The sequence below is a fragment of the Streptomyces sp. NPDC001204 genome, assembly GCF_053598035.1.
Map to the genome: position 1 here is coordinate 282953 of NZ_JBSFJL010000005.1, position 22547 is coordinate 305499.

Annotated in this window: 17 protein-coding genes; 15 read left to right on the forward strand and 2 right to left on the reverse strand. The window is 71.4% G+C overall.

Annotated features, from left to right (window positions below; all coding sequences use genetic code 11):
* Positions 1-16: 16 nt before the first annotated feature.
* The 10 genes from dxs (at position 17) to ACWC91_RS10045 (ending at position 11526) form a co-directional block, all read left to right on the forward strand.
* On the forward strand, positions 17-1969 hold the full coding sequence (dxs, locus tag ACWC91_RS10000; RefSeq protein WP_281154345.1) for a 1-deoxy-D-xylulose-5-phosphate synthase: 1953 nt from the start codon (positions 17-19) through the stop codon (positions 1967-1969).
* 191 nt (positions 1970-2160) lie between these two features.
* Positions 2161-3675 carry an amino acid permease gene (locus tag ACWC91_RS10005; RefSeq protein ID WP_225075768.1) on the forward strand — a complete coding sequence of 505 codons (1515 nt, stop codon included), beginning with the start codon at positions 2161-2163 and terminating at the stop codon, positions 3673-3675.
* Between the two features lie 185 nt (positions 3676-3860).
* Positions 3861-4778 carry a ribokinase gene (locus ACWC91_RS10010; RefSeq protein WP_376499378.1) on the forward strand — a complete coding sequence of 306 codons (918 nt, stop codon included), beginning with the start codon at positions 3861-3863 and terminating at the stop codon, positions 4776-4778.
* On the forward strand, positions 4775-5812 hold the full coding sequence (locus ACWC91_RS10015; RefSeq protein WP_281154344.1) for an ABC transporter permease: 1038 nt from the start codon (positions 4775-4777) through the stop codon (positions 5810-5812). The genes ACWC91_RS10010 and ACWC91_RS10015 overlap by 4 nt, the downstream gene beginning before the upstream one ends.
* A 62-nt stretch (positions 5813-5874) precedes the next feature.
* Positions 5875-6906: a sugar ABC transporter substrate-binding protein gene (locus tag ACWC91_RS10020; RefSeq protein WP_281154343.1), complete on the forward strand. Its 1032-nt coding sequence runs from the start codon at positions 5875-5877 to the stop codon at positions 6904-6906.
* Positions 6906-8474, forward strand: coding sequence for a sugar ABC transporter ATP-binding protein (locus ACWC91_RS10025; RefSeq protein WP_281154342.1), 1569 nt, complete (start codon positions 6906-6908; stop codon positions 8472-8474). The genes ACWC91_RS10020 and ACWC91_RS10025 overlap by 1 nt, the downstream gene beginning before the upstream one ends.
* A 45-nt stretch (positions 8475-8519) precedes the next feature.
* Positions 8520-8975 carry a D-ribose pyranase gene (gene rbsD, locus ACWC91_RS10030; RefSeq protein ID WP_281154341.1) on the forward strand — a complete coding sequence of 152 codons (456 nt, stop codon included), beginning with the start codon at positions 8520-8522 and terminating at the stop codon, positions 8973-8975.
* Between the two features lie 116 nt (positions 8976-9091).
* A complete protein-coding gene (gene deoC, locus ACWC91_RS10035; RefSeq protein ID WP_225075762.1) occupies positions 9092-9805 on the forward strand; it encodes a deoxyribose-phosphate aldolase in 714 nt (237 codons plus the stop codon).
* A 110-nt stretch (positions 9806-9915) separates the two neighbouring features.
* Positions 9916-10674, forward strand: a complete 759-nt coding sequence (locus tag ACWC91_RS10040) for a GntR family transcriptional regulator (RefSeq protein ID WP_141357308.1) — start codon at positions 9916-9918, stop codon at positions 10672-10674.
* Between the two features lie 123 nt (positions 10675-10797).
* The gene (locus tag ACWC91_RS10045; RefSeq protein ID WP_281154340.1) at positions 10798-11526 is read left to right on the forward strand and encodes a sulfite exporter TauE/SafE family protein; all 729 of its coding nucleotides are present in this window, start codon (positions 10798-10800) and stop codon (positions 11524-11526) included.
* Positions 11527-11568: 42 nt separating this feature from the next.
* Here ACWC91_RS10045 and ACWC91_RS10050 read toward each other — a convergent pair whose 3' ends face one another.
* Both ACWC91_RS10050 and ACWC91_RS10055 read right to left on the reverse strand, forming a co-directional pair.
* Positions 11569-11970, reverse strand: coding sequence for a PIN domain-containing protein (locus ACWC91_RS10050; RefSeq protein WP_281154339.1), 402 nt, complete (start codon positions 11968-11970; stop codon positions 11569-11571).
* A gap of 133 nt (positions 11971-12103) precedes the next feature.
* Positions 12104-13183: an LCP family protein gene (locus ACWC91_RS10055; protein ID WP_225075759.1), complete on the reverse strand. Its 1080-nt coding sequence runs from the start codon at positions 13181-13183 to the stop codon at positions 12104-12106.
* Positions 13184-13442: 259 nt separating this feature from the next.
* Here ACWC91_RS10055 and ACWC91_RS10060 point away from each other — a divergent pair, with 259 nt between their 5' ends.
* The 5 genes from ACWC91_RS10060 to ACWC91_RS10080 all read left to right on the forward strand — a co-directional run bounded on the left by ACWC91_RS10060 (position 13443) and on the right by ACWC91_RS10080 (position 22516).
* Positions 13443-14564 carry a hypothetical protein gene (locus ACWC91_RS10060; RefSeq protein ID WP_450725867.1) on the forward strand — a complete coding sequence of 374 codons (1122 nt, stop codon included), beginning with the start codon at positions 13443-13445 and terminating at the stop codon, positions 14562-14564.
* A 323-nt stretch (positions 14565-14887) separates the two neighbouring features.
* The gene (locus ACWC91_RS10065; RefSeq protein ID WP_225075973.1) at positions 14888-16603 is read left to right on the forward strand and encodes a stealth family protein; all 1716 of its coding nucleotides are present in this window, start codon (positions 14888-14890) and stop codon (positions 16601-16603) included.
* Positions 16600-17571 (forward strand): hypothetical protein, encoded by a 972-nt coding sequence (locus tag ACWC91_RS10070; RefSeq protein WP_450640869.1) that lies wholly within the window; start codon positions 16600-16602, stop codon positions 17569-17571. Before ACWC91_RS10065 ends, ACWC91_RS10070 begins: the two co-directional genes overlap by 4 nt.
* The gene (locus ACWC91_RS10075) at positions 17571-20447 is read left to right on the forward strand and encodes a stealth conserved region 3 domain-containing protein (RefSeq protein WP_225075756.1); all 2877 of its coding nucleotides are present in this window, start codon (positions 17571-17573) and stop codon (positions 20445-20447) included. Before ACWC91_RS10070 ends, ACWC91_RS10075 begins: the two co-directional genes overlap by 1 nt.
* Positions 20444-22516 (forward strand): PIG-L family deacetylase, encoded by a 2073-nt coding sequence (locus ACWC91_RS10080; protein WP_450640870.1) that lies wholly within the window; start codon positions 20444-20446, stop codon positions 22514-22516. Before ACWC91_RS10075 ends, ACWC91_RS10080 begins: the two co-directional genes overlap by 4 nt.
* Positions 22517-22547 lie beyond the last annotated feature (31 nt).

Here is a 22547-nt window from a genome sequence, read left to right on the forward strand (position 1 = left end):
ACGCAAGGAGGCACGGGTGCCGCTGCTGACCCGCATCAGGGGACCGCGCGATCTGGACCGGCTCAGCCTGGAGGAGCTGGACCAGCTGGCGCAGGAGATCCGGACCTTCCTCGTCACCGAGGTCTCCAAGACCGGCGGCCACCTCGGCCCGAACCTCGGTGTGGTGGAGCTGACCATCGCCCTGCACCGGGTCTTCCACTCGCCGAAGGACAAGGTGCTGTGGGACACCGGCCACCAGTCCTACGTGCACAAGCTGCTCACCGGCCGCCAGGACTTCTCCAAGCTGAAGATGAAGGGCGGTCTGTCGGGCTACCCCTCGCAGGCCGAGTCCGAGCACGACGTCATCGAGAACAGCCACGCCTCCACCGTGCTGGGCTGGGCCGACGGCATCGCCAAGGCCAACCAGCTGCTCGAGCGGGACAGCCACGTCGCCGCGGTCATCGGCGACGGCGCGCTGACCGGCGGCATGGCCTGGGAGGCGCTGAACAACATCGCCGACGCCAAGGACCGCCCGCTCGTCATCGTCGTCAACGACAACGAGCGCTCCTACGCGCCCACCATCGGCGGCCTCGCCAACCACCTGGCGACCCTGCGCACCACCGACGGCTACGAACGCTTCCTGGCCCGCACCCGGGAGGTGCTGGAGCGCACCCCGGTCGTCGGCCGGCCGCTGTACGAGACCCTGCACGGCGCCAAGAAGGGCCTGAAGGACTTCATCGCCCCGCAGGGCATGTTCGAGGACCTGGGCCTGAAGTACGTGGGCCCCATCGACGGCCACGACATCGAGGCCCTGGAGTCGGCGCTGGCCCGCGCCAAGCGGTTCGGCGGTCCCGTCATCGTGCACTGCCTCACCGAGAAGGGCCGCGGCTACCAGCCCGCCCTCCAGGACGAGGCCGACCGCTTCCACGCCGTCGGCAAGATCCACCCCGACACCGGACTGCCGATCGCCACCTCCGGCGCAGACTGGACCTCCGTCTTCGGCGAGGAGATGGTCAGGCTCGGCAAGGAGCGGGGCGACATCGTCGCCATCACCGCGGCGATGCTCCAGCCGGTCGGCCTGGACAAGTTCGCCAAGGCCTTCCCCGACCGGGTCTACGACGTCGGCATCGCCGAGCAGCACGGCGCCGTCTCCGCGGCCGGCCTCGCCCACGCCGGCGTGCACCCCGTGTTCGCCGTCTACGCCACCTTCCTCAACCGCGCCTTCGACCAGGTCCTGATGGACGTGGCCCTGCACAAGTGCGGGGTCACCTTCGTCCTGGACCGGGCCGGTGTCACCGGCACCGACGGCGCCTCCCACAACGGCATGTGGGACATGTCGATCCTCCAGGTCGTCCCGGGTCTGCGGCTGGCCGCGCCGCGCGACGCCGACCAGGTCCGCGCCCAGCTGCGCGAGGCCGTCGAGGTCGACGACGCCCCGACCGTGGTGCGCTTCTCCAAGGGCGCCGTCGGTCCCGCCGTACCCGCGGTGGGCCGCGTCGGCGGCATGGACGTACTGCGCGAGCCCGGCACCGACACCCCGGACGTGCTTCTCGTCTCCGTCGGCGCCCTCGCCCCGATGTGCCTGGAGGTGGCCACGCTCCTCGACAAGCAGGGCATCACCACCACCGTCGTCGACCCGCGCTGGGTCAAGCCCGTCGACGAGGCCATGGCGCCGCTCGCCGCACGGCACCGCGTGGTCGTCACGGTCGAGGACAACTCCCGCGTCGGCGGTGTCGGCTCGGCCATCTCCCAGGCCCTGCGTGACGCGGGTGTGGACATGCCGCTGCGCGACTTCGGCATCCCGCCGCGCTTCCTCGACCACGCCTCCCGGGCCGAGGTGCTGGCGGAGATCGGGCTGACCGCGCCGGACATCGCCCGTCAGGTCACGGGCCTGGTCTCCAAGCTGGACGGCCGGTTCGAGCGGCCGGAGGAGGTCGACGCCGGGGTCGACGCGCAGGTGGACGCGGCGGTGCAGCCCGTGCGCGACTGAGCCGCCGACCGCGCGGACCAGGACCACCACGGCACGGGCCGGTCGCGCCCCCTCTTACGGGTGGCGCGACCGGCCCGTCTGCGTGAACCTGCGAGTGCCGGGGCATACGCATCCCCAGCTCTCTCGATCATGCCGAGCCGGCTCGGCCGGTCCGGGCCAGGTCGAGGACGACACGCAGGGGAGGTCACGCCGTGAGCAGCACGCTCTTCAGGACGAAGAACGTCGAGCAGTCGATCCAGGACACCGAGGAACCCGAGCACGCGCTCAGAAAATCCCTGTCCGCCCTCGATCTGACCGTCTTCGGCGTCGGTGTCATCATCGGTACCGGCATCTTCGTCCTCACCGGTACGGCGGCCAGGAACACCGCCGGCCCCGCCGTCTCCCTGTCCTTCGCCGTGGCCGGGGTGGTCTGCGCGCTCGCCGCGCTCTGCTACGCGGAGTTCGCCTCCACGGTTCCGGTGGCCGGCTCCGCCTACACCTTCTCCTACGCCTCGCTCGGCGAGCTCCCCGCCTGGATCATCGGCTGGGACCTGGTGCTGGAACTCGCGCTCGGCACCGCGGTGGTCGCCGTCGGATGGTCCGGCTACATCCACTCGCTGCTCGACAACGCGGGCTGGCACCTGCCCGAATATCTCAGCGGCCGTGACGGCGCGACCGGCTTCGGCTTCGACATCCTCGCCGCCCTCCTGGTCCTGGTCCTCACCGTCATCCTCGTGCTCGGCATGAAGCTCTCCGCGCGGGTCACCACGATCGTCGTCGCCGTCAAGGTGGCCGTGGTGCTCGTCGTGATCATCGCGGGCGCCTTCTTCATCAAGGGCGGCAACTACGACCCGTTCATCCCGAAGGCGCAGCCGGTGCCCGCGGGCGGCACCCTCAAGGCACCGCTCATCCAGCTGATGTTCGGCTGGGCACCCTCGAACTTCGGCGTGATGGGCATCTTCACCGCCGCGTCCGTCGTCTTCTTCGCCTTCATCGGCTTCGACGTGGTGGCCACCGCGGCGGAGGAGACCCGCAACCCGCAGCGCGACGTGCCGCGCGGCATCCTCGGCTCGCTGATCATCTGCACCGTGCTGTACGTCGCCGTGTCGATCGTCGTCACCGGTATGCAGAAGTACAGCGCGCTGTCCGTGGACGCTCCGCTCGCCGACGCGTTCAAGTCCACGGGGCATCCCTGGTACGCGGGCCTGATCAGTTTCGGCGCGGCCGTCGGCCTGACCACGGTGTGCATGATCCTGCTCCTGGGCCAGGCCCGGGTCTTCTTCGCGATGAGCCGGGACGGGCTGCTGCCCCGGTTCTTCTCGCACACCCACCCGCGGTTCCGCACCCCGTACCGGCCGACCATCCTGCTCGGCGTGATCATCGCCGTCGTCGCCGGCTTCACCAGCCTGAGCGAACTCGCCGAACTCGTGAACATCGGCACGCTGTTCGCGTTCGTGGTGGTCGCGATCAGCGTGGTCATCCTGCGCAACACCCGCCCCGACCTGCCCCGCGCCTTCCGTACCCCCTGGGTCCCGGTGCTCCCGATCCTCTCCGTCTGCGCCTCCCTCTGGCTGATGGTCAACCTCCCCGCCGAGACCTGGCTCCGCTTCGCCATCTGGATGGTCATCGGCTTCGTCGTGTACTACCTCTACGGCCGCACCCACAGCAGGCTCGGCGAACGCCAGGCGCGGGAAGGCCGCCCGGCGGGCGGCTCAGGCGCTTCCTAGCGGCGGCCGTACCGCTCGCGGTGTGGCCGACGGGCCCGGGTTCCTCGTCACCGAGGAGCCCGGGCCCGTTCCTTGTACGCGCGGCAACATCCGGAGTTCATCCTCTCGACCACCATTGACTATGGACATCCCTGTACCTACGATCTCGCTTGTCCATGGTTGTCCATACACAAAGCGGTGCGCCCATGAAGATCGCGGTTGTCGGAAGTTATGGAGCCGGCCTCACCATGCGGGTCCCCAAGGCCCCCGCGGCGGGTGAGACCGTCTCGGGCGGGGTGTTCGATCCCGGTCCTGGCGGAAAGGGCAGCAACCAGGCCATCGCCGCCGCCCGGCTGGGGGCCGAGGTCTCGCTGCTGACGGCCGTGGGCGACGACGACTTCGGCCGCTCCGCACGTGAGTTGTGGCAGCGCGAGGGTGTCGGCGCCGAACATGTGCTGACCGCCGAGGCCCCCACGATGGTCGGCTTCATCCTGGTCGAACCGTCCGGCGAGAACCGCATCGCCATCGCCCCGGGCGCCCTGGACGAACTGGACGCCGCCGCCGTCGCACCCTTCCGCGCCGAGATCGCCTCCGCCGACATCCTGGTCGTGTCGATGGAGATCCCCGAGGAGGCCGTGGTCACGGCGCTCCGCCTGGGCCGCGAGACCGGCACGCCGACCCTGCTCAACCCCGCGCCCGCCCGGCCGCTTCCCGACGAGTGCTGGCCCCTCATCGACGTGATCACGCCGAACCAGACGGAGGCCCCTGTACTCCTCGGCCTCGACGAGGGCCACGGGCTCGGCGACGGGGAACTGGTTCGCGCCCTGCGGGAGCGCACCGGAGGCGCCGCCGTCCTCACCCGGGGTGGCGAGGGCGCCCTGGTCGCCCAGGCCTCCGGCGTGACCGCGGTGCCGGCGCACCCGGCCCCCGCCGTCGTCGACACCACGGGCGCCGGCGACTCCTTCACCGCGGCCCTCGCCGTCGCCCTCGCCGAGGGACAGCCCCTCGAAAGGGCGGCCGGGTTCGCCGCCGCCGCTGGCGCCCACACCGTGACGATCGCGGGCGTCGTCCCCGCCCTGCCCACCCGAGACCAGCTGAACGCCCGGATTGGAAGAACCCCGTGACCTCGACGACCTCGAAACCCCCGACCGCCGCGGCGCCGTCGGCCACCGGACCGGCACGACAGCTCCCGCTCGCGCTGCGCAGGCTGCTGCACGCACGCGAGGCCGGCGTCTTCGCCGCGCTCGTCCTGCTCTTCCTGCTGGGCACCGTGCTCTCGCCGACCTTCGCCCAGTCCGACAACCTGCTCTCGGTCGGTCAGCAGATCGCGCAGATCGGCATCATGGCCGTCGGAGCGACGTTCGTCATCCTCAACGGCGAGATCGACCTCTCGGTCGGCTCCACCTACGCCCTCTCCGCGATCTCCACCGGACTGCTCATCTCGGACGGCTGGAACTGGCCCGCCGCGATGCTCGCCGGACTGGCCGTGGGCGTCCTGGCCGGACTGCTCAACGGGCTGGCCGTGGTGGTGCTCGGCGTGCCCTCCTTCATCGTCACCCTGGGCACGCTCAGCGTCTTCCGCGGCGTCGCCCTGCTCATCTCCGACGGGGCCCCGATCTCCCTGAGTTCCTCCCAGCCCGGGGTCGCGGAGTTCAACCTCCTCGGCCAGGGACGGCTCTTCGGAGTGATCCCGATGCAGTTCGTCCTCTTCGCCGCCGTCGCCGCCCTCGGCGTGGTGCTGCTGTCCCGCTCCCGCTTCGGCTTCAACACCTACGCCGTCGGCGGCAACCAGGAGGCCGCCCGCCTCGTCGGCGTCAACGTCAAGCGGGTCAAGCTCACCGCCTTCGTCCTGTCCGGCTTCACCGCCGGCCTCGCCGGCGTACTCGGCCTGTCCTTCCTGTCCTACGTGCAGGGTGTGACCGGCCAGGGGCTGGAACTCACCGTCATCTCCGCCGTCATCATCGGCGGCGCGGCCCTCTTCGGCGGCTCCGGCACCATGTGGGGCACCGTCATCGGCGTCGCCTTCATCGGCCTGCTCCAGAACATCCTCAACATCAAGGGGATCTCCTCCTTCTGGCAGACCGTCGTCACCGGCCTCGTCATCGTCGCCGCCGTCGCGGCCGACACCTGGCAGCGCAAGCGCAAGACCCGCGCCTGACCGCCGTCCGCTTCCCACCTCACGCAGACGCACAGACCCACGGACACGACAAGGGAGTCACGATGTCCCCGCGCACCCTCCTCAGATCCCTCGTCGCCGCGACGGCCGCCGCCGCGGCTCTCTCCCTCACCGCGTGCGGCGCCGTCACCGCCGGCGACGCCGCCGGCTCCGGCTCCGGCGACGGCTCCTTCAAGCTCGCCTCGTACATCCAGCAGCGGATCGACGACGACAAGCCGATGCGCATCAAGCTGAGCTACCACGACCCGTCCCTCGCCTTCGCGACACCGATCGGCAGTGGCATGAAGCGGGCCGGCAAGGAACTGGGGGCCGAGGTCTCCCTCATCGGCCCCACCGGCGGCGACGCCGCCAAGCAGGTCTCCGAGCTCCAGACGCTCATCCAGCAGAAGGCCGTGGACGGGCTCGCCGTTTCCTCCGCCTCCAGCGACGCGCTGAAGCCGGTCATCAGCCAGGCCTACAAGGCGGGCATCCCGATCATCTCGTTCAACACCGACAACCCCGATTCCCAGCAGATGGGCTTCGTCGGCCAGGACCTCAAGGCCTCCGGCAAGGCCGAGGCCGAACAGCTGCTCAAGGACCTGAAGGGCACCGGCAAGGGCAAGTCCGTCGTCGTCTTCTCCGTGGACACCGGCGCCGGCTGGTCGCACGACCGGTTCAACGGCTTCAAGGAAGGGCTGGCGGGCAGCGATCTGAAGGTCGTCGGGCCGGTGAACGTCGGCAACGAACCCAACGCCGCCTACAACACCGTCGAGTCCACCATGGCCGGTCAGTCCGGTGTCGTGGCCGTCGCCGGGCTCGACTGCTGCTCGACCACGGCCGCCGCCAAGTGGGTGGCCCAGTCCGGACGCGCCGACGCCATCACGATGGGCGGTTTCGACCTGCTCACCCAGACCGCCGAGTACATCGACCGCGGGGTCCTGGACTTCACCATCAGCCAGAACCCGTCCGAGCAGGGCTACCAGGCGGTCAAGGTGCTGTACGACTTCCTCACCAAGGGCACCGAGATCACCGGTGTGGACACCGGCGCGCAGTTCATCACCCGCAAGAACCTCGACGCCGCGACGGTGGAGGACTGATGGCCGCCGCCTCCCGCGACCCCGCCACGGGCGGCTCGGCGTCTCCCGGCACCCCGCCCGCCGCCGCCCCAGCCGTCCGGATCCGGGGCCTGTCCCGGAACTTCGGCCCGGTACGCGCCCTCAGCGACGTCTCCTTCGACGTCCCCGCGGGCGAGGTCACCGCCCTGCTGGGGGAGAACGGGGCCGGCAAGTCGACCCTGCTCAAGATCCTGGCCGGCCTCCAGCCGCCCAGCGACGGCGGCGTCACCGTCTTCGGCGAGGAGGTCACGTCCTTCGACCCGAGCACGATGCTCGGCCGGCACGGCGTCGCGATCGTCCCCCAGGAACTGTCGCTGCTGCCCGACCGCAGTGTGGCGGAGAACGTGCTGAGCGGGGTCGAGCCGGGCAACCGCTGGTTCCCCTCCCGGCGCCGCATGCTGGAGCGCACCACCGAACTCCTCGCCGAACTCGACCTCCGCCTGGACCCGAACGACTCCGTGCGGACCCTGGACCTGGCCACCCAGCAGCTCATCGTGGTCGCCCGGTCCATCGCCCGGGGCTGCCGCGTGCTGATCCTGGACGAACCCACGGCCATGCTCACCCCGGCCGAGGCCGACCGGCTGTTCGCCCTGATGGACAAGCTCAAGGCGGCCGGGACGACCATGCTCTACGTCTCGCACCGCATGCCCGAGGTGTTCCGCCTTGCCGACCACATCCAGGTGCTGCGCGACGGCGCCCACGTCGCCTCCTGGCGGAGCGCGGAGACCACCCCCGACCAGGCCGTCGCCGCCATGGTCGGCCGTGAACTGGGCCAGTTCACCCGCCGTTCGGAGCGCGGCACCGAGTCCAGCGGCGAACCCGTGCTGAAGGTGCGGGAGTTGAGCGGACGCCGGCACAGCGGCGTCTCCTTCGACCTGCGCCCCGGCGAGATCCTGGGCGTGGCCGGACTGCCGGACTCCGGCCGGGTGGAGATGCTGCACAACCTCTTCGGCGGGGACCGCGGGACCGGCGGCACCGTGGAACTGCTGGGCAGGCCCTACGAACGGCGCGACCCGATCGCCAGTGTCGAACGGCGGCTCGCGTTCGTGCCCGGCGAGCGCCGCGCCCAGGGGCTGCTGACCACCATGAGCGTCGGCGAGAACATCGGCGCGCTCACCACGAGGACGTTCAGCCGGCTCGGGATCGTCCGCCGCCGTGCCTTCGACGCGCAGGCCGCCGACCAGGCGAAGCAGCTGCGGGTCAAGACCGCCACCATGAGCCAGCCCATCACCAGCCTGTCCGGCGGCAACCAGCAGAAGGCCGTACTCGGACGCTGGCTGGCGATCAACCCGGGTGTGCTGATCCTCGACGAGCCCACGCGCGGCGTGGACATCGGGGCGAAGGCCGAGATCTACGAGCAGCTGTTCGCCCTCGCCCGGCAGGGCCTGGCGATCCTCTGCTCCTCCTCCGACCTGCCCGAACTGCTGACCCTGACCGACCGGATCGCCGTGATGAGCGAGGGCCGGCTGGTGAGCTGCGTCGACACCGCGGGGGCGACCGAGGAATCCATCATGGCCCTCGCGACCGGAGCGGTGCCGGCGGCGGCCTGAGACCCACAGCCCGACCTGCGAAGACCCCATCGAAAGGAACCCGCCGTGAAACGCTCCGGCATCCTCAACGCCGAACTGAGCGGGGCCCTGGCCACGCTCGGCCACACCGACCTGCTGCTGGTCGTGGACGCCGGCTTCCCCATCCCCCGGGACGCGCACCGCGTCGATCTCGCCCTCGCCGAGAACCTCCCGGACCTGCGGACGGTGCTCGGGCTGATAGCCGACGAACTGGTCGTCGAGGGAGTGGTCCGGGCCGAGGACGTCCCCACCCGCAACCCCCGGCTCGACGCGTGGCTGCGCGAACGCTTCTGCGACGCCGAGTTCACCACCCGTCCGCACGCGGAGGTCCTCGGCGAGCTGGCCCGGCAGGCCAAGGTCGTCGTCCGCACCGGAGCCTTCGAACCCTGGGGCAACATCGGCCTGTTCTGCGGCGTCGACGCCCCCCGGTGGTTCGGCGGCGAGGGCGTCGTCGTCCCGGACCACTACGCCTCCAAGCTCTGAGCCGCCGCCGGACCCCACGTCCCGGCTCCCGTTTCCCGCGACGGCCCGTCCGTCGAAAGCACCCGGCGGCCGTATCGCCGGGTGCCCCACCGCCCTCCACACAGGGAGATCACTCCGTGTCCACCACGACCGTCACCACTGCCGAACTCGACCTCAGCCCCGCCGAGTTGGCCCCCTACATCCAGCACACCAAGATCGATCCGGACGCGACCCGCGACGAGATGGTCGCCCACGCCCAGGAGGCGGTCACCCACGGTTTCAACGCCGCGATGGTTCCCGCCTCCTGGCTTCCCGTCGTGGTGGCCGAGCTGCGCGGCACCGGGGTCGGGGTCGCCTCCGCCCTGGACTTCCCGACCGTCGGCGTCATGACCAGCGCGGGCAAGGCCGCCGAGGCCGCGGAGATAGCCCGGCTCGGCGCGACCCAGCTCGACATCGGCGTCCAGGTCGGCTGGCTCAAGAGCGGCCGCTACGACGACTTCCGCGAGGACATCGCGGGCGTGGTCCGGGCCTCGGGCCTGCCCGTCAAGGTCATGCTGGAACTGCCGCTGCTCACCGACGACGAGAAGGAGGCCGCCGTCGAGCTCGCCATGGAGGCGGGTGCCGCCTTCCTGAAGAACGCCAGCAGCGGACAGATCGAGACTGCGAACCCGACGAGCGTTCGCTACCTTGTTGACCGGGCGCGGAACGGGGTTCAGGTGAAGGCGTCCGGGTCCATCAAGACCTACCGGCAGGGCCTGGAACTCCTGCGCGCGGGTGCCTCGCTGCTCGGGACCAGCGCCGGCCTGGCGATCGTCACCGACACCGGTGACGAGTCGACCGTCAGCTACTGACCGGCCACTGCCGCCGCACCCCGCCCGCGCCCCGCGGCCGGGGTGCGGCTCCCCATTTTCCGGAGCGACGCCCGTCCTCCGGTGAGACCGGAGAAGGAGATGCGACGACTGTGACGGCCGACAAAGGGGGGCTTCCGGGCATCAAGCGTGACGTCCCCACGGCGATCCACGTCCAGATCTCGGAACACATCCGACTGCGTATCGCCAGCGGCGAGTGGCCGGCGCACTACCGCCTCAAGAGCGAGCCGGAACTGGCTCAGGAGTTCGGCGTCAGCCGCGGCACCCTGCGGCGCGCCCTGACCACGCTCATCGAGGAGGGCCTGCTGCGGCAGGTGCGCGGGCGCGGCACGTTCGTCACCTCGACGACGATCGAACCGGCCATCGCCCAGAAGCTGAGCACCCTGTCCGAGGACTTCGCCAGCCAGGGAGTCGTCACCACCACGTCGGTGCGGGAGTGCTCGCTGATCATTCCGCCCCGGCCCGTCGCGGCCCTGCTGGACGTCGCCCCCGGTACCCGCGTCCTGCGCCTGGTGCGGGTGCGCAGCACCGGCGAGGGGCCGGTCGCGCTGCTGTTCAACTTCGTGCGCACGGATGTCGCGCCGGGCATCGAAGAGGTGGACTTCACCACCTCCAGTCTCTTCGGGGTCCTGGAGGGCACCTACGGGCTGAAGATCGCCACGGCCCGCCGGACCTTCAGCGCGGAGGCCGCCACCGCCGATGTCGCCGACGCCCTGGCACTGCCCGAGGGCGCCCCCGTGCAGTACCTCCAGCAGGTCACCTACCTCGCCGACGACCGTCCGGTGGAGTACTCGGACGTGTGGATCCACAGCGGCCGGCTGAGGGTCACCTCGCTGCTGCTGCGCAGATGACGACGGCGCCGGGGCCGTTCGGCGAGCCCCCCCCGGGCGGCTGGCGCTCTCCTGCTCGGTAGGGTTCGGGCAGGTACGGGGACGGACGGGCCACCCCGGCGGCAGCGGCCGGAGGGGGAGCGGGTGACGACGACCCTGATCGCCGAGGTGGCACTGGTCACCACGCTGGCGTCGTTCGCGCAGGCGCTGAGCGGCTTCGGGTTCGCGCTGGTGGCGGTGCCGCTGCTGACCCTGCTGACCAGCCCGCAGAACGCCATCGTCGTGGTCACCGCGCTGGGCGGGGTGCTCTCGCTGGCGGTCTGCGTCCATCAGCGAGAGCACGTCAGTGTGCGCACCGCGGGCCTGGTGAGCGCGGCGGGACTGGTGGGCATGCCGCTCGGGCTGCTCGCGGTGACGGTGCTCGACGCCCGCTCGCTGTCGGCCCTCATCGCCTGTGTGGTGCTGGTGTTCGCCGTCCTGATCGGCCGCGGCCTGACCTTCCGCCGCGGTACGGGCCTCACCGTCGCCTCGGGTTTCGCCAGCGGGGCGTTGCTGACCGCGACCGGTATGAACGGGCCGCCGCTGGTCGCCACCTTCCAGGCCATGGGCCTGGCGCCCCGGGAGTTCCGGGCGACCCTCCAGGCCACGTTCTGCGTCCAGGACGCCCTGGCCCTCGCCGGATTCCTCGTCGTCGGCCGGTTGACCACGGACAGCCTCCTGCTGACCGGTGCGGGGCTTCCCGGCCTGCTGGTGGGCTGGTGGCTGGGCGACCGCCTCTTCGCCCGCACGGATCCCACCCGCTTCAAACGGATCGTCCTGGGCGTCCTGGTGGCCAGCGCCTGTGTGGCCCTGTACCAGGCCATGCTGAACTGACCCGCCGCGGCACGGGGATTACGGCCCTGCCCTGACCCGCGGTCAGCGCTCCCGACCGGAGGTGTCCTGGTCGCCGGGGCCGTACACCGTGCGGGGACCTACCGTGGCGGCGCCCGTCGCGGTCACTCTGCGGCGGAGTTCGCGGTCCGCGGTGACGACCACGCGGGACCGGTCCGCCGTGGCGGCGGCCAGTCGGACGATGTGGTCGTCGCCGTTGCCGGGGGCGTCCTCGACCCGTACGCCGGGTACGGACGGTACGCCTCGCGCGGCGCCCTCCAGGACCAGGACGACGTCCAGCGGACCGGGCACGCCGGGAACGCCGTCCTCGACGTACCCGGCGAGCCGGTCGCGCAGGCGTTCGGCGGCGGCCCGCCGGTCGCGCCACCATCCGTCCGGGACGGAGCCGACGACGTTGGCCCCGTCGACGATCAGCAGGGTCGGCATCCTGGGTCGGTCCTTCCGGTCGGGATCAGACGCGGTACCAGTGTCCGTGACGCCGTGGGCCCCTGGGCTTCTCGCCCGGCCCGTCCCGACCGGCGGAGGCCGGCCCGTGGATGCCTGCGGCCTCGCTGGCGGATCAACCGCCCGTCGCCGGGGACTTCTTGGCGGACTCCGGGATGGTGGAGTCGTTGCGGAGCGCCTTCCACAGCTCCGTCGCCTGGGGCTCCGCGGCCACGACGCGGTTGGGGTCGGTCTTGTCGTACATCACCGGCAGCATGATCGTGTCCATGCTGGACGGGTCGACCCCGTTCAGGCTGCGCCCGAACTCCGCGAGCTTGGTGAGAGAGGCGAGATCGGAGTCGGTGGTGAGGGCCGAGGTGAGCTTGTCGGCGATCTTGTACGTCTTGGTGGGGCTGCCCAGGAGGTCCTGCTTCTTGATCTCGCTCAGCAGGGCCAGCATGAACTGCTGCTGGAGGCTGATGCGTCCGAGGTCGCTGCCGTCGCCGATGCCGTGCCGGGTGCGGACGAACTGCAGGGCCTGGGTGCCGTCCAGGCGGTGGGTGCCGGCGGTGAGGTCCAGGCCGCTGGACTTGTCGTGGATGTCCTGGTCCACGGTGACGGTGACCCCGCCTATCGCGTCCACCAGCCCCTGGAAGCCGGCGAAGTCGATCTCCATGTAGTGGTCCATGCGGATGCCGGACATCTGCTCCACGGTCTTCACCACACAGGCCGGGCCGACCTGCCCGTAGATGGAGTTGAACATCACGCGCTTCGCCGACTCCACCGTGGTGCCGTCGGACTTCGTGCACTCGGGCCGGGTCACCAGGGTGTCGCGCGGAATGCTGATGGCGACGGCCTGGGTGCGGCCCTCGGGTATGTGCATCATCAGCGCGGTGTCGGATCGGGCGCCGGCCACCTTGCCGGTGTTGAGCGCGGCGTTGTCGCCGGCGCGGGAGTCGGAGCCGAGGATCAGGATGTTCTGCCCGGAGGTGGGCAGCTTCTCGGGCCGGTCGTCGCCGATGGCGTTCTCGATGTCGACGCCCTGGATGTTGCCGTTCAGGCCGCTGTACAGCCAGTACACGGTCCCCGCCCCGGCCGCGACGAGCACGGCCATGGAGAGCAGGATCCACCGGCCGGTGCGACGCCGGCGACGGGGAGTCCCGTCCTGGTCGGGCCGGTGCGGGCTGCGGGGGCTCTCGACGGCTGGGGTTGTCATGGCGCGCTGTCCTCGTCTCCTCGTGCCCGGGCAGGGAGCGCTCGGGCTATCGGACAGACCCGTGACCCATGGGGGGCGTTGTACGGCAGTGGCATACATCACACGCTGTGCCGACGGGGGTTGAAGTGACCCCCGACCGCGGTCGCGGCGCCGCGTTCCGGGACCGGTTCACGCCGGAAACGCATATGTATTGTTCATGTGATGTGAGAGTTTCATGTCCCCGCGTCGAATTCGGGCGGGTTCTTCCAGGGGGTCCGTCATGGCGATGCGAGGCCGGCCGGCGCGGGTGGCGCAGGGGCGTCGTTCCGCTCCGTCCGCCGAGGCCGCGTCATCTCCCGTCGTGACCGGTGCCGTCGAGGGAAGCTGGCTCGTGCGCGGCAAGGACGGACGGCTCACCGCCTACGCCCGCTGCCCGGACGGACTGCTGCGCTGGACCGAGACCCGGCCGGGCGGCCCGGACTGGTCGGGACCCGACCTGTTTCCGGTCGCCGGCCTCACGCGTCTCACCGTCGCCCAGGGGGCCGACACCTACGTCCACTTCCTCGGCCGCCGGGAACGGCGCGGCGCCGACGGCACGGTGCGCGTCGACGTGGTGCACGCGATCCAGTACCAGAGCGGGCGTCCCGTCACCGAATGGCGCTCCCTGGGCAATCCGCACCGCGAGCCGGACAGGACGGCCCGGCTCGGGGCGCCCACGGGCGCCGTGGACGCCAAGGGCACCGTGCACGTCTTCGTGCGCAACGCGGGCGGCGGGCTGATGATGCGCCGGGAGGGCAAGGGCGGCGGCTGGGAGCCCTGGACCGATCTCCGGGGCTCGGACCTGCGGGACGGACTGACGGCCGCGGTCACGTCCACCGATCACGTCGAGGTGTTCGCGCCCACCGCCGACGCGCTCGCGCACTGGATCCAGCCGGAGCCCGGCGCCGTGCCGCAGCGCTCCCACGACATGCGGCCGGGCCCGCTGCCCGGGTCCGTCACCGCCGTGGAGACCGCTCCAGGGCGGCTCACCTGCTTCTGGACGGACGCGTCCGGATCCGGCTTGCTCTCTCACCGCCGCGGCTCCTGGCTCGTCACGCTGGGCGGCACTCCCTCGGACGGCGCCAACGCGGTGCTGCGCACCACTGTCGACGGATACGACTGCACGGTGATCGCTCATCGTGGCGCGGCCGGCGGAATCCTGTTCGGCGTGTGCGGCACGGAGGCCGAGTCGTCGGGCATGTGGTGGACCGACGCCGGCGGGAACGCCGCCGGCGCGCCGGCCCTGGCGCACGACGGATACGGCCGGGTGGTGGTGGCGGCCTTCGGCCCGGACGGCGCGCTCCGTCTCGCCCGGCAGGCACCCGAACCGGGCCTGGTGCTCATGGACTGGGTGCGGGTCTGACATACCGTCCGGAGGCCGTTGAGCAGGCGTTCCGCAAAAAGGTTGTACAGATGTGGCCTTTATGACAGACGGTTCGCAGAAACCGATTACTTCTGGACAGTCTGAGAAGCAGATGTAAACATTCTGTTTGATCGGTAAGCCTCAGGTGTACCGCTGGCCGACATGAGGTGGAGGCCGCGGGCAGGGCGGGGGACGTGCGCCGGGCACTCTGTGCCGGCCTCGAGCTGGGTGGGTGCGGAAGTCGGGTGAGCCTCAACAATCCCGAGGCGAGTGCGCTCGTGTCGGCGTATCGGTCGTTGGTTCCCGTGGGGGCCCGGCGCCGGATACCGGGCCCACTGCGCACGTCGGTGAAACGTTCGCTCGCCTCCGCCGACGCCGTGCGCTCCGCCGTCATGGTGCGGGCGATGGGCGGTCAGGGCCGTGCCGGCAAGCGCACGTCCGACGGTCCTCTGCGCGTCGTACGAGAAGCCGGAAAGCATCTGCGCGCGGTGGAGGTGCCGGGCGCCACCGCGTGGGCCGCCCGTGCGCGCAACCTCCACATCGTGGTCTCCCTGCTGGAGGAGGCCGGGATCGACTACTTCTGCGTCCGTGGCGCGAAGTCGCCCGTGGTGCCGTGCGTGGCCGTTCCCGCCCGGCGGCGGGCCGACTTCGAGGAACTGCTCCAGCTCGCCTTCGTGGAGCATCCCGGATACATCGGCACCGCCCCGGCGCAGTTGCGTCCCGGGTCCGCGCCGGGAAGCTGGCGGGCGCTGCGCGGGCAGGACGTGCTGCGGGTGACGTGGGTCGTCTGCGACCCCACCGCGCGCCTGGTGTTCGGCGGCGAGTACGGCTGCGACATCGAGTTCTGGACCGAGCGGGACGGCCTGCTCGTCGCGCCGCGGCCCAACAAGGTGGCGACCGAGGTCCCGCTGGACGCGGGCCGCTGCTGGTCGGAGCAGAAGCGTTTCAGCGCGGTGCCCGCCCCCTACACCACCGGCCGGGCGCGCACCCTGCCCGAGTTCGTGGCCGCGCTGCCGGACGACCACCTCTTCCCGATCGACGTCGTCTACACCTGGGTGGACGACTCGGACACGGTCTGGCGGGCCCGCCGCGACGCGGCCCGCGGGCAGCTCACCTCCGCCCGGGAGGGCGCTCTGCACGAGCAGGCGGCCAACGACTCCCGCTACACCAGCCGGGACGAGCTGAGGTACTCGCTGCGCTCGATCCACCAGTACGCGCCCTGGGTGCGCAACATCTTCCTGGTCACGGCCGGCCAGGTGCCGTCGTGGCTGAACACGGACTTCCCCGGGATCCGCGTGGTGGACCACCGCGAGATCTTCTCCGAGCCCAGTGCGCTGCCGACGTTCAACTCCCACGCGATCGAGAGCCAGCTGCACCACATACCCGAGCTCTCGGAGCACTTCCTGTACCTGAACGACGACGTCTTCTTCGGGCGGCCCGTGCATCCGGGCCACTTCTTCCACGCCAACGGGCTGACCAAGTTCTTCCAGTCCAAGGCCCTGATCCCGTCCGGGCGGACCAGCGCGGAGGACCTGCCCGTCAACGCGGCGGGCAAGAACAGCCGGGGCCTGATCGCCCAGTACTTCGGCACCGTCATCTCCCAGAAGATGAAGCACACGCCGCACGCGCTGCGGCGCAGTGTGCTGGCCGAGATCGAGCAGGTCTACAACCAGGCGCACCGGGTGACCCAGCACTCCCGCTTCCGGTCGCCCAGCGACGTACCGATCGCCTCCTCGCTGCACCACTACTACGCCTACCACTCGGCACGCGCCACGGTCGGTGACATCCGCTACGTCTACATCGACCTGGCGGACGGGCTGGCCCAGCGCCGGCTCGACACCCTCCTGGCCCGCCGTAACTTCGACACCTTCTGCATGAACGACACCGTCACCGCCGCCGACCCCGAGGCCCAGTCCCGCATGGTCGCCACGTTCCTGGAAAACTACTTCCCAGTAGCCAGTCCCTTCGAGACAGCCTCCGGCGCAATGGCGCCGCGCAGGCCGGCCCCTGCGGCAGAACTGGGGTACGCGGGCTCATGACCTCCCGATCCAAGCGCCCCGCCAAGACCGCCGGCGGGGCCGGTCGCCCGCGCCGTCGCCTGCGTGCCGGCGCCGTCGCCCTGCGCAACCGGCTGCTGGGCGTCCTCGTCCCGTTGCGCGGCAGGCGCGCCGCCCAACTGCGCTACGCCGCGATCCTCGACGGCCAGACGGTGAACCTGCACGCCGAGTTGCCCGCCCGCGCGGGCCTGCCCGAGCGGGCGGAGGTCGTCCTGCAGCGCGGGCGCCGCCGCTACCCCGGCGAGGCCCGTGTCCACGAGGGCCCGGCCGGTGAGGTCCTGGTCGACGCCGCGGTGCTGCTGGGCGCCGACGTCGGCGGTGTGCCCGTCGGCACCGGACGCTGGCGGCTGAGGCTGCGGGTGCACACCGGCCGCCGCTCCCGCATGCTCCCGCTGCTGCTGCTTCAGCCGCCCGTGCCCTACGAAGGACCCACCAAGCCGATGACGGCCTCGCCGGTCACCGGCGAACGCCACCGGCTCGGACGCTCCTTCCGCGGCAGCGCACGGGTGGTCAGCACCGCTGCCCGGCCCGCCGTGGAAGTGGCCAAGGTGCACCTGACGCACGCCGGGGTCACCGTCGACTTCCGCGTCCTGGGCACCCGGGTCGAAGAGCCCTGGGTGGACTTCGTCGCCTCCGGCCGCCGGATCGAGCAGGCGGTCACCGCGCTCGGCCCCGACGGCTTCCGCGTCACCGTCCCGCTGGGGGAGATGCCGCCCCGTGGCAGCCGCCCCGACCACTGGGACGTCGTCCTGCGCGACCGCGACGGACGCTCGATGCGGCTGGGACGCAGGCTGCACGACGTACGCAACCCGCTGCGCGTCTTCGCCATGCGCAGTCTCGCCATCACACCGCCCGGCAAGGCGCCGCTGATCGTCCAGCCGCGCTACACCCCCGCGGGCAACTTCCGGGTCACCTGCACGCGCATGCCCGAGGCGGGCCGGACCGACTGATGAAGATCACGTTTCTGCTGACCACGGCCGACGCCGTCGGCGGCACCGAACGGGCCGTGTTCAACCAGGCCTCCGAACTCGCCGCCCGGCACGAGGTGCGGGTGCTCAGCGTCTTCAGGAGCAGGCGCGAGCAGTTCTTCACACCCGACGAGCGGGTCCGCGTCGACTACCTGGTCGACCTCACCTCCCGTCCGCCCCGCCCGGTGCGCCGGACGTCGGTGGACGACTCGGTGTGGGCGGGACTGGCCGCCCAGCCCAGCCGGATCGTCGACCCCTCCTGGGAGTCGGCGTTCAACCGGCTGTCGGACCTGGAACTCGAACTCGCGCTCCAGGACACCGACACGGACGTCCTGGTCACCACCACCCCCGCGCTGATGGCGCTGGCCGTCCACCTCGCCCCCGCCCACGTCGTCACCGTCCACCAGGAGCACCGCGTCTCCGAACTGCGCGGCACCAGCGGGGAGCCGCTGCGCCGCTACGCCTCCCGGCTGGACGCGCTGGCGGTGCTGAGCGAGCGCACCCGGGACTGGTTCGCCGAGACCCTCGGCGACGCCGCTCCCCGCCTGGAGGTCGTGCCCAACGCCCTGCCCAGCGGCTTCCGGCCCCGCTCGACGCTCAAGACCCGCACCGTGGTGATCGCCGGCCGGCTCGTGGCGGAGAAGCAGATCGACCACGCCGTCACCGCCTGGGCGACCGTCGCGCAGGCGTACCCGGACTGGCAGTTGCGGATCTTCGGCGACGGGCCGCTCAGCGGTGCCCTGCGCCGGCAGATCGAGATGCTCGGTCTGCACGACTGCGTTCAGCTCAACGGCAACTCCCCGCATCTGGCGGAGGAGTGGGCCAAGGCCAGCATCGCGACGCTCACCTCCCGCAACGAGGCGTTCGGTCTGGTCCTCGCCGAGGCGCACGCGGCCGGCGTCCCGGTGGTCTCCTACGACTCGCCCAACGGCCCGCGCGAGGTGGTCATCGACGGGCAGACCGGCATCCTCGTCCCGCCCGGCGACACCGACGCCCTCGCCTCCGCGCTGATGCTGCTCATCCAGAACAGCGATCTGCGGCAGCGGATGGGCGCCGCGGCCCTGGCGTCCGTCAACCGCTTCTCGCCCGCCGTGGTCACCGCCCACTGGGAGCGCGTCTTCCACGAGCTCGTGGCCCAGCGGGACAGCGGCGCCCGCGCGGTCCTCAAGGCCGAACGCGAGGCCGTGCACGCCTTCCGCAGCGGGCCCGACGGCATCGTGCCCGCGGCGGCCGCCACTCCGGCCACCACCGTGCGCACCTCCGACCAGCGCGCGCTGGAAGGACGCCTGCTCAAGCGGCGCGGCCTGGTGCAGGACGGCGGCCAGGTCTGCCGCCTGATGGAGTGGCAGTCCCCGTGGGACGTCGTCCAGCAGAACCTGGCCCTGGTGGCCGACGCGCTCGAAGAGGCCGACATCCCCTACTTCGTCGTACGCGACCACCTCGTACGGCACACCGTCGCGGTGCACGCCGTGCACCGCGAGGCGGTCTTCAAGGCCCTCGCCGAACGGTTCGCGAAGGAAGCCGTGTACGCCGCCGTGCTCAACGAGGGGCAGAAGACGGTGGCCACCGTCCTCGCCGGTCTCGTCGCGCCGTACGCCGGCACCCCCTCGTCCGGTGTCCGGGTGTACCAGAACGTGGTCTCCCACTCGCGCATCCTGCGGCTCGGCGCCGTCTACGGCTGCACCGTGTCCTTCTGGGACACCGACCCCGACGACGAGTCCGGGGAGCACCTGAAGGCTCCCGCGCGCACGCTCATCGGAGACCGGGTGCCGAACAGCGCCCTGCGCCGGCGCCCGATCACTCTCGGCAACCGGCACTACCCGACGATCGACGCCTTCCAGCACGTGCTGCACGGAGACGTCGACTTCCCCGTGGACGCCGTCTACACCTGGGTGAACGGCGCCGACGTGGCGTGGCTGGAGCGCAAGAACGCCGTCCTGGCCGCCATGGGCATGGAGACCGAGGACGCGGCCACGAGCGCGGCCCGGTTCCGGGACCGGGACGAACTGCGCTACTCCCTGCGCTCCATCGACATGTACGCGCCCTGGATCCGGAACATCTACCTCGTCACCGACCAGCAGGTACCGTCCTGGCTCGACCTCTCGCACCCGCGTGTGCGCGTCGTGGACCACACCGAGATCTTCGCCGGGCGCGGCGCGCTGCCCACGTACAACTCCCATGCCATCGAGAGCCAGTTGCACCACATCGAGGGCCTGGCCGAGCACTTCCTCTACTTCAACGACGACGTGTTCGTCGGACGGACCCTCCAGCCCGGCGCGTTCTTCCACGGCAACGGGCAGGCGAAGCACTTCATGTCGCCCACCTCCGTCCCGATGGCCCCGCCCTCCTACGAGGACGAGTTCAACATCAGCGCCGCGAAGAACAACCGCGCGCTCGTCGAGGAGTCCTTCGGGCAGACGCTGGTGCACTCGTTCCTGCACGCGCCGCACCCGCTGCGCCGCAGCGTCCTGGCCGACATCGAGGAGCACTACCAGGAGGCGGTGGCGACCACCGCGGGCAACCGGCTGCGCAGCCACAGCGACGTGTCCGTGGCGTCCTCGCTGCACCACTACTACGGGTTCCACACACTGCGCAGCGTCCCCGGCAGCATCTCGTGCGGTTTCGTCAACGTCGGCCTGAGCGAGCACGCCTCCCGGCTGAACCGGATCCTCAGCGTCCGCCCGCACGACGTGTTCTGCCTGAACGACTACCACGACGGCGACGTGCCCGAGGACGAGCAGGACGCCATCCTCGCCGCGTTCCTGCCCAGCTACTTCCCGGTGCCGAGCCAGTTCGAGACCGGATCACAGCGCAACCAGCTCGCCCACGAGGGCCGCCTGCCGGAGTGGCCGCTGTGACCTCCGGCAGCCCGGAACCGCACGCACCGCCCACCGCCCGCCCGTCCGTGACCGAGGAGACCGCCATGCAGTCCGCCGAGGGCAGTACGTCACAGGCTTCGCTCATCCAGGTTCTGGCGCATCCGGACGACGACCTCTACTTCATCAACCCCGACCTGCAACGGGCGCTGGAGGCCGGCCACCGGGTCACCAGCGTCTACCTGACGGCCGCGGAGGCCGACGGGCGCAACATCGACACCCGCGACCCCGACCGTCTGGACAGCCCACCGGACTACGAGGGGTACGCGGAGGCGCGCCAGCACGGACTGCGCGCCGCGTACGCGGTCATGGTGACGGGCAAGCGCGACAGCGAGTGGGCGCGCGACGTCGTCTCGTTCTCGACCGGAGTGCTGGCCGAGCGCTCGACGCTGCTCGCGGCACCGCACGTCCAGCTGTTCTTCTTCGGACTGCGCATGGTCGACGCCCAGCACGGATTCGCGGCCGACGTGCCGACCGCCCGGCTGGCCACGCTCTGGACCGAGCAGGCGACCGCCCAGCTCACCCTGATCTCCGCCGAGTCCCCGCTGCGCCGGCCCCAGGAGATCACCCGGGACGGACTGCTGCGCTCCCTGGTCGAGCTGCTGCACCACACGCGGCCCGCCCAGTTCTGGACCATGGACCCCGACCCGTGGCACACCGCCTGGGACGACAAGCGCGGGCCGGCGTCCAGCGACCACCAGGACCACACCGCGACGGCGCAGTTCGCGCTGGCCGCCCTGGAGCAGTACATCCAGCAGGGCGGTACGCCTCCGCTCGTGGACCACTGCGTCGGCTACGGCAACAAACTCTGGCCCAGCAACCTCACCGAGCACGCCTGGGACGAGAAGAAGCGTGTGATCGAGGTGTACACCTCCGCCGACGGACACGACTGCCGTCACCGCTACTGCGGTGACCGGCAGTTGTCCGACGGCTCCGACATCCGCCGCTACGGATGGAGCACGCGGACCCGGTACGAGGGCGGCACCGACTGGCTCCACCTCCAGGCCGACGGCCGGCTCGCCGCCTACGCCGTCCTCGGGGGCCGGGTCGCGGTCTGGACCGAGAGCGCGCCGGGCAGCGGCAGTTGGGGCGGGCCGGCCTTCCTGCCGGGTGCCGGCCTCGGCCCGGCCCTGTCCGTGGCCGCGGACCGCGACGGCGGAGTGCACCTCGTCGGCCTGCGCCGCACCCCGGGACCGGGCGGGCAGGTGGACGTGGAGGCCGTACGCATGTGGCGGCAGGCGCACACCGGGGCGACGACGCCCTGGGAGAGCCTCGGCAACCCCAACGAGCGGTCGAACGACTGGCGGCGCTGCCGGGAGGCCGGCGTCCCGGAGGCCGTGGTCGACCCCTCGGGAAGGCTGCACGTCTTCCTGCGCAACTTCGGATCCGGCATCAGCGCCCGCCGCGAGACCGGCGAGGGCTGGGGCGCCTGGGAGGACCTGGGCGGCCGCGGGATGCAGGACTGCCTGAGCGCGGTGCTGAAGTCCACCGGCCGGATCCAGATGTTCGCCGCGAACCGCACCGGCGGAGTGCACTGGTTCCAGGAGGACGTCTACGGCCCGTACAAGCTCCAGGACGGTGTGACGTCGGCCGACCCGGACGCCTGGCGGCCCGTCGGCGGCCTCACGCCCTTGCAGATCGGACGCAACCGCATGGCGGTCTTCTACCGCGAGGAGGAGTCCGGCGAAGTGATGTGGGTACGGCAGCGACCGGACGGCCGGTGGAACGAGCGCGTCGAACGGCTGGGCGGGCACGGCGGAACCGGCAGGATCGCGGCCCTGCGGCAGCCGACAGACCGGCAGGACGCCGTCGTCCTCGCCCGCCGCAACGGCCGCAACCGGCTGAGCACCGCGGTCCTCGCCGCGCAGGGCCGCGAGCAGACGCCGGAGTGGACGGACCACGACGTGCTGACGGCCCGTCCGCCCGCCCTCGCCCTCGACCACGCCGGACGGGTCGTGGTGGCGGTGCTGGGCACGGACTCCCGGCTGCGCGTGATGCGGCAGCACGCACCCGACACCGCCGCCGGCTTCGGGCCGTTGACCGTCGTCTGATCCCGCCGACCACAGCACGGCCTGACGGAAC

What these genes read in the sequence shown, in the direction of transcription:
- ACWC91_RS10010 (WP_376499378.1), top strand. Translation starts at nt 3,861, where the DNA reads ATGAAGATCGCGGTTGTCGGAAGTTATGGAGCCGGCCTCACCATGCGG.
- ACWC91_RS10020 (WP_281154343.1), top strand. Translation starts at nt 5,875, where the DNA reads ATGTCCCCGCGCACCCTCCTCAGATCCCTCGTCGCCGCGACGGCCGCC.
- ACWC91_RS10025 (WP_281154342.1), top strand. Translation starts at nt 6,906, where the DNA reads ATGGCCGCCGCCTCCCGCGACCCCGCCACGGGCGGCTCGGCGTCTCCC.
- ACWC91_RS10050 (WP_281154339.1), bottom strand. Translation starts at nt 11,970, where the DNA reads ATGCCGACCCTGCTGATCGTCGACGGGGCCAACGTCGTCGGCTCCGTC.
- ACWC91_RS10055 (WP_225075759.1), bottom strand. Translation starts at nt 13,183, where the DNA reads ATGACAACCCCAGCCGTCGAGAGCCCCCGCAGCCCGCACCGGCCCGAC.
- ACWC91_RS10060 (WP_450725867.1), top strand. Translation starts at nt 13,443, where the DNA reads ATGGCGATGCGAGGCCGGCCGGCGCGGGTGGCGCAGGGGCGTCGTTCC.
- ACWC91_RS10070 (WP_450640869.1), top strand. Translation starts at nt 16,600, where the DNA reads ATGACCTCCCGATCCAAGCGCCCCGCCAAGACCGCCGGCGGGGCCGGT.
- ACWC91_RS10075 (WP_225075756.1), top strand. Translation starts at nt 17,571, where the DNA reads ATGAAGATCACGTTTCTGCTGACCACGGCCGACGCCGTCGGCGGCACC.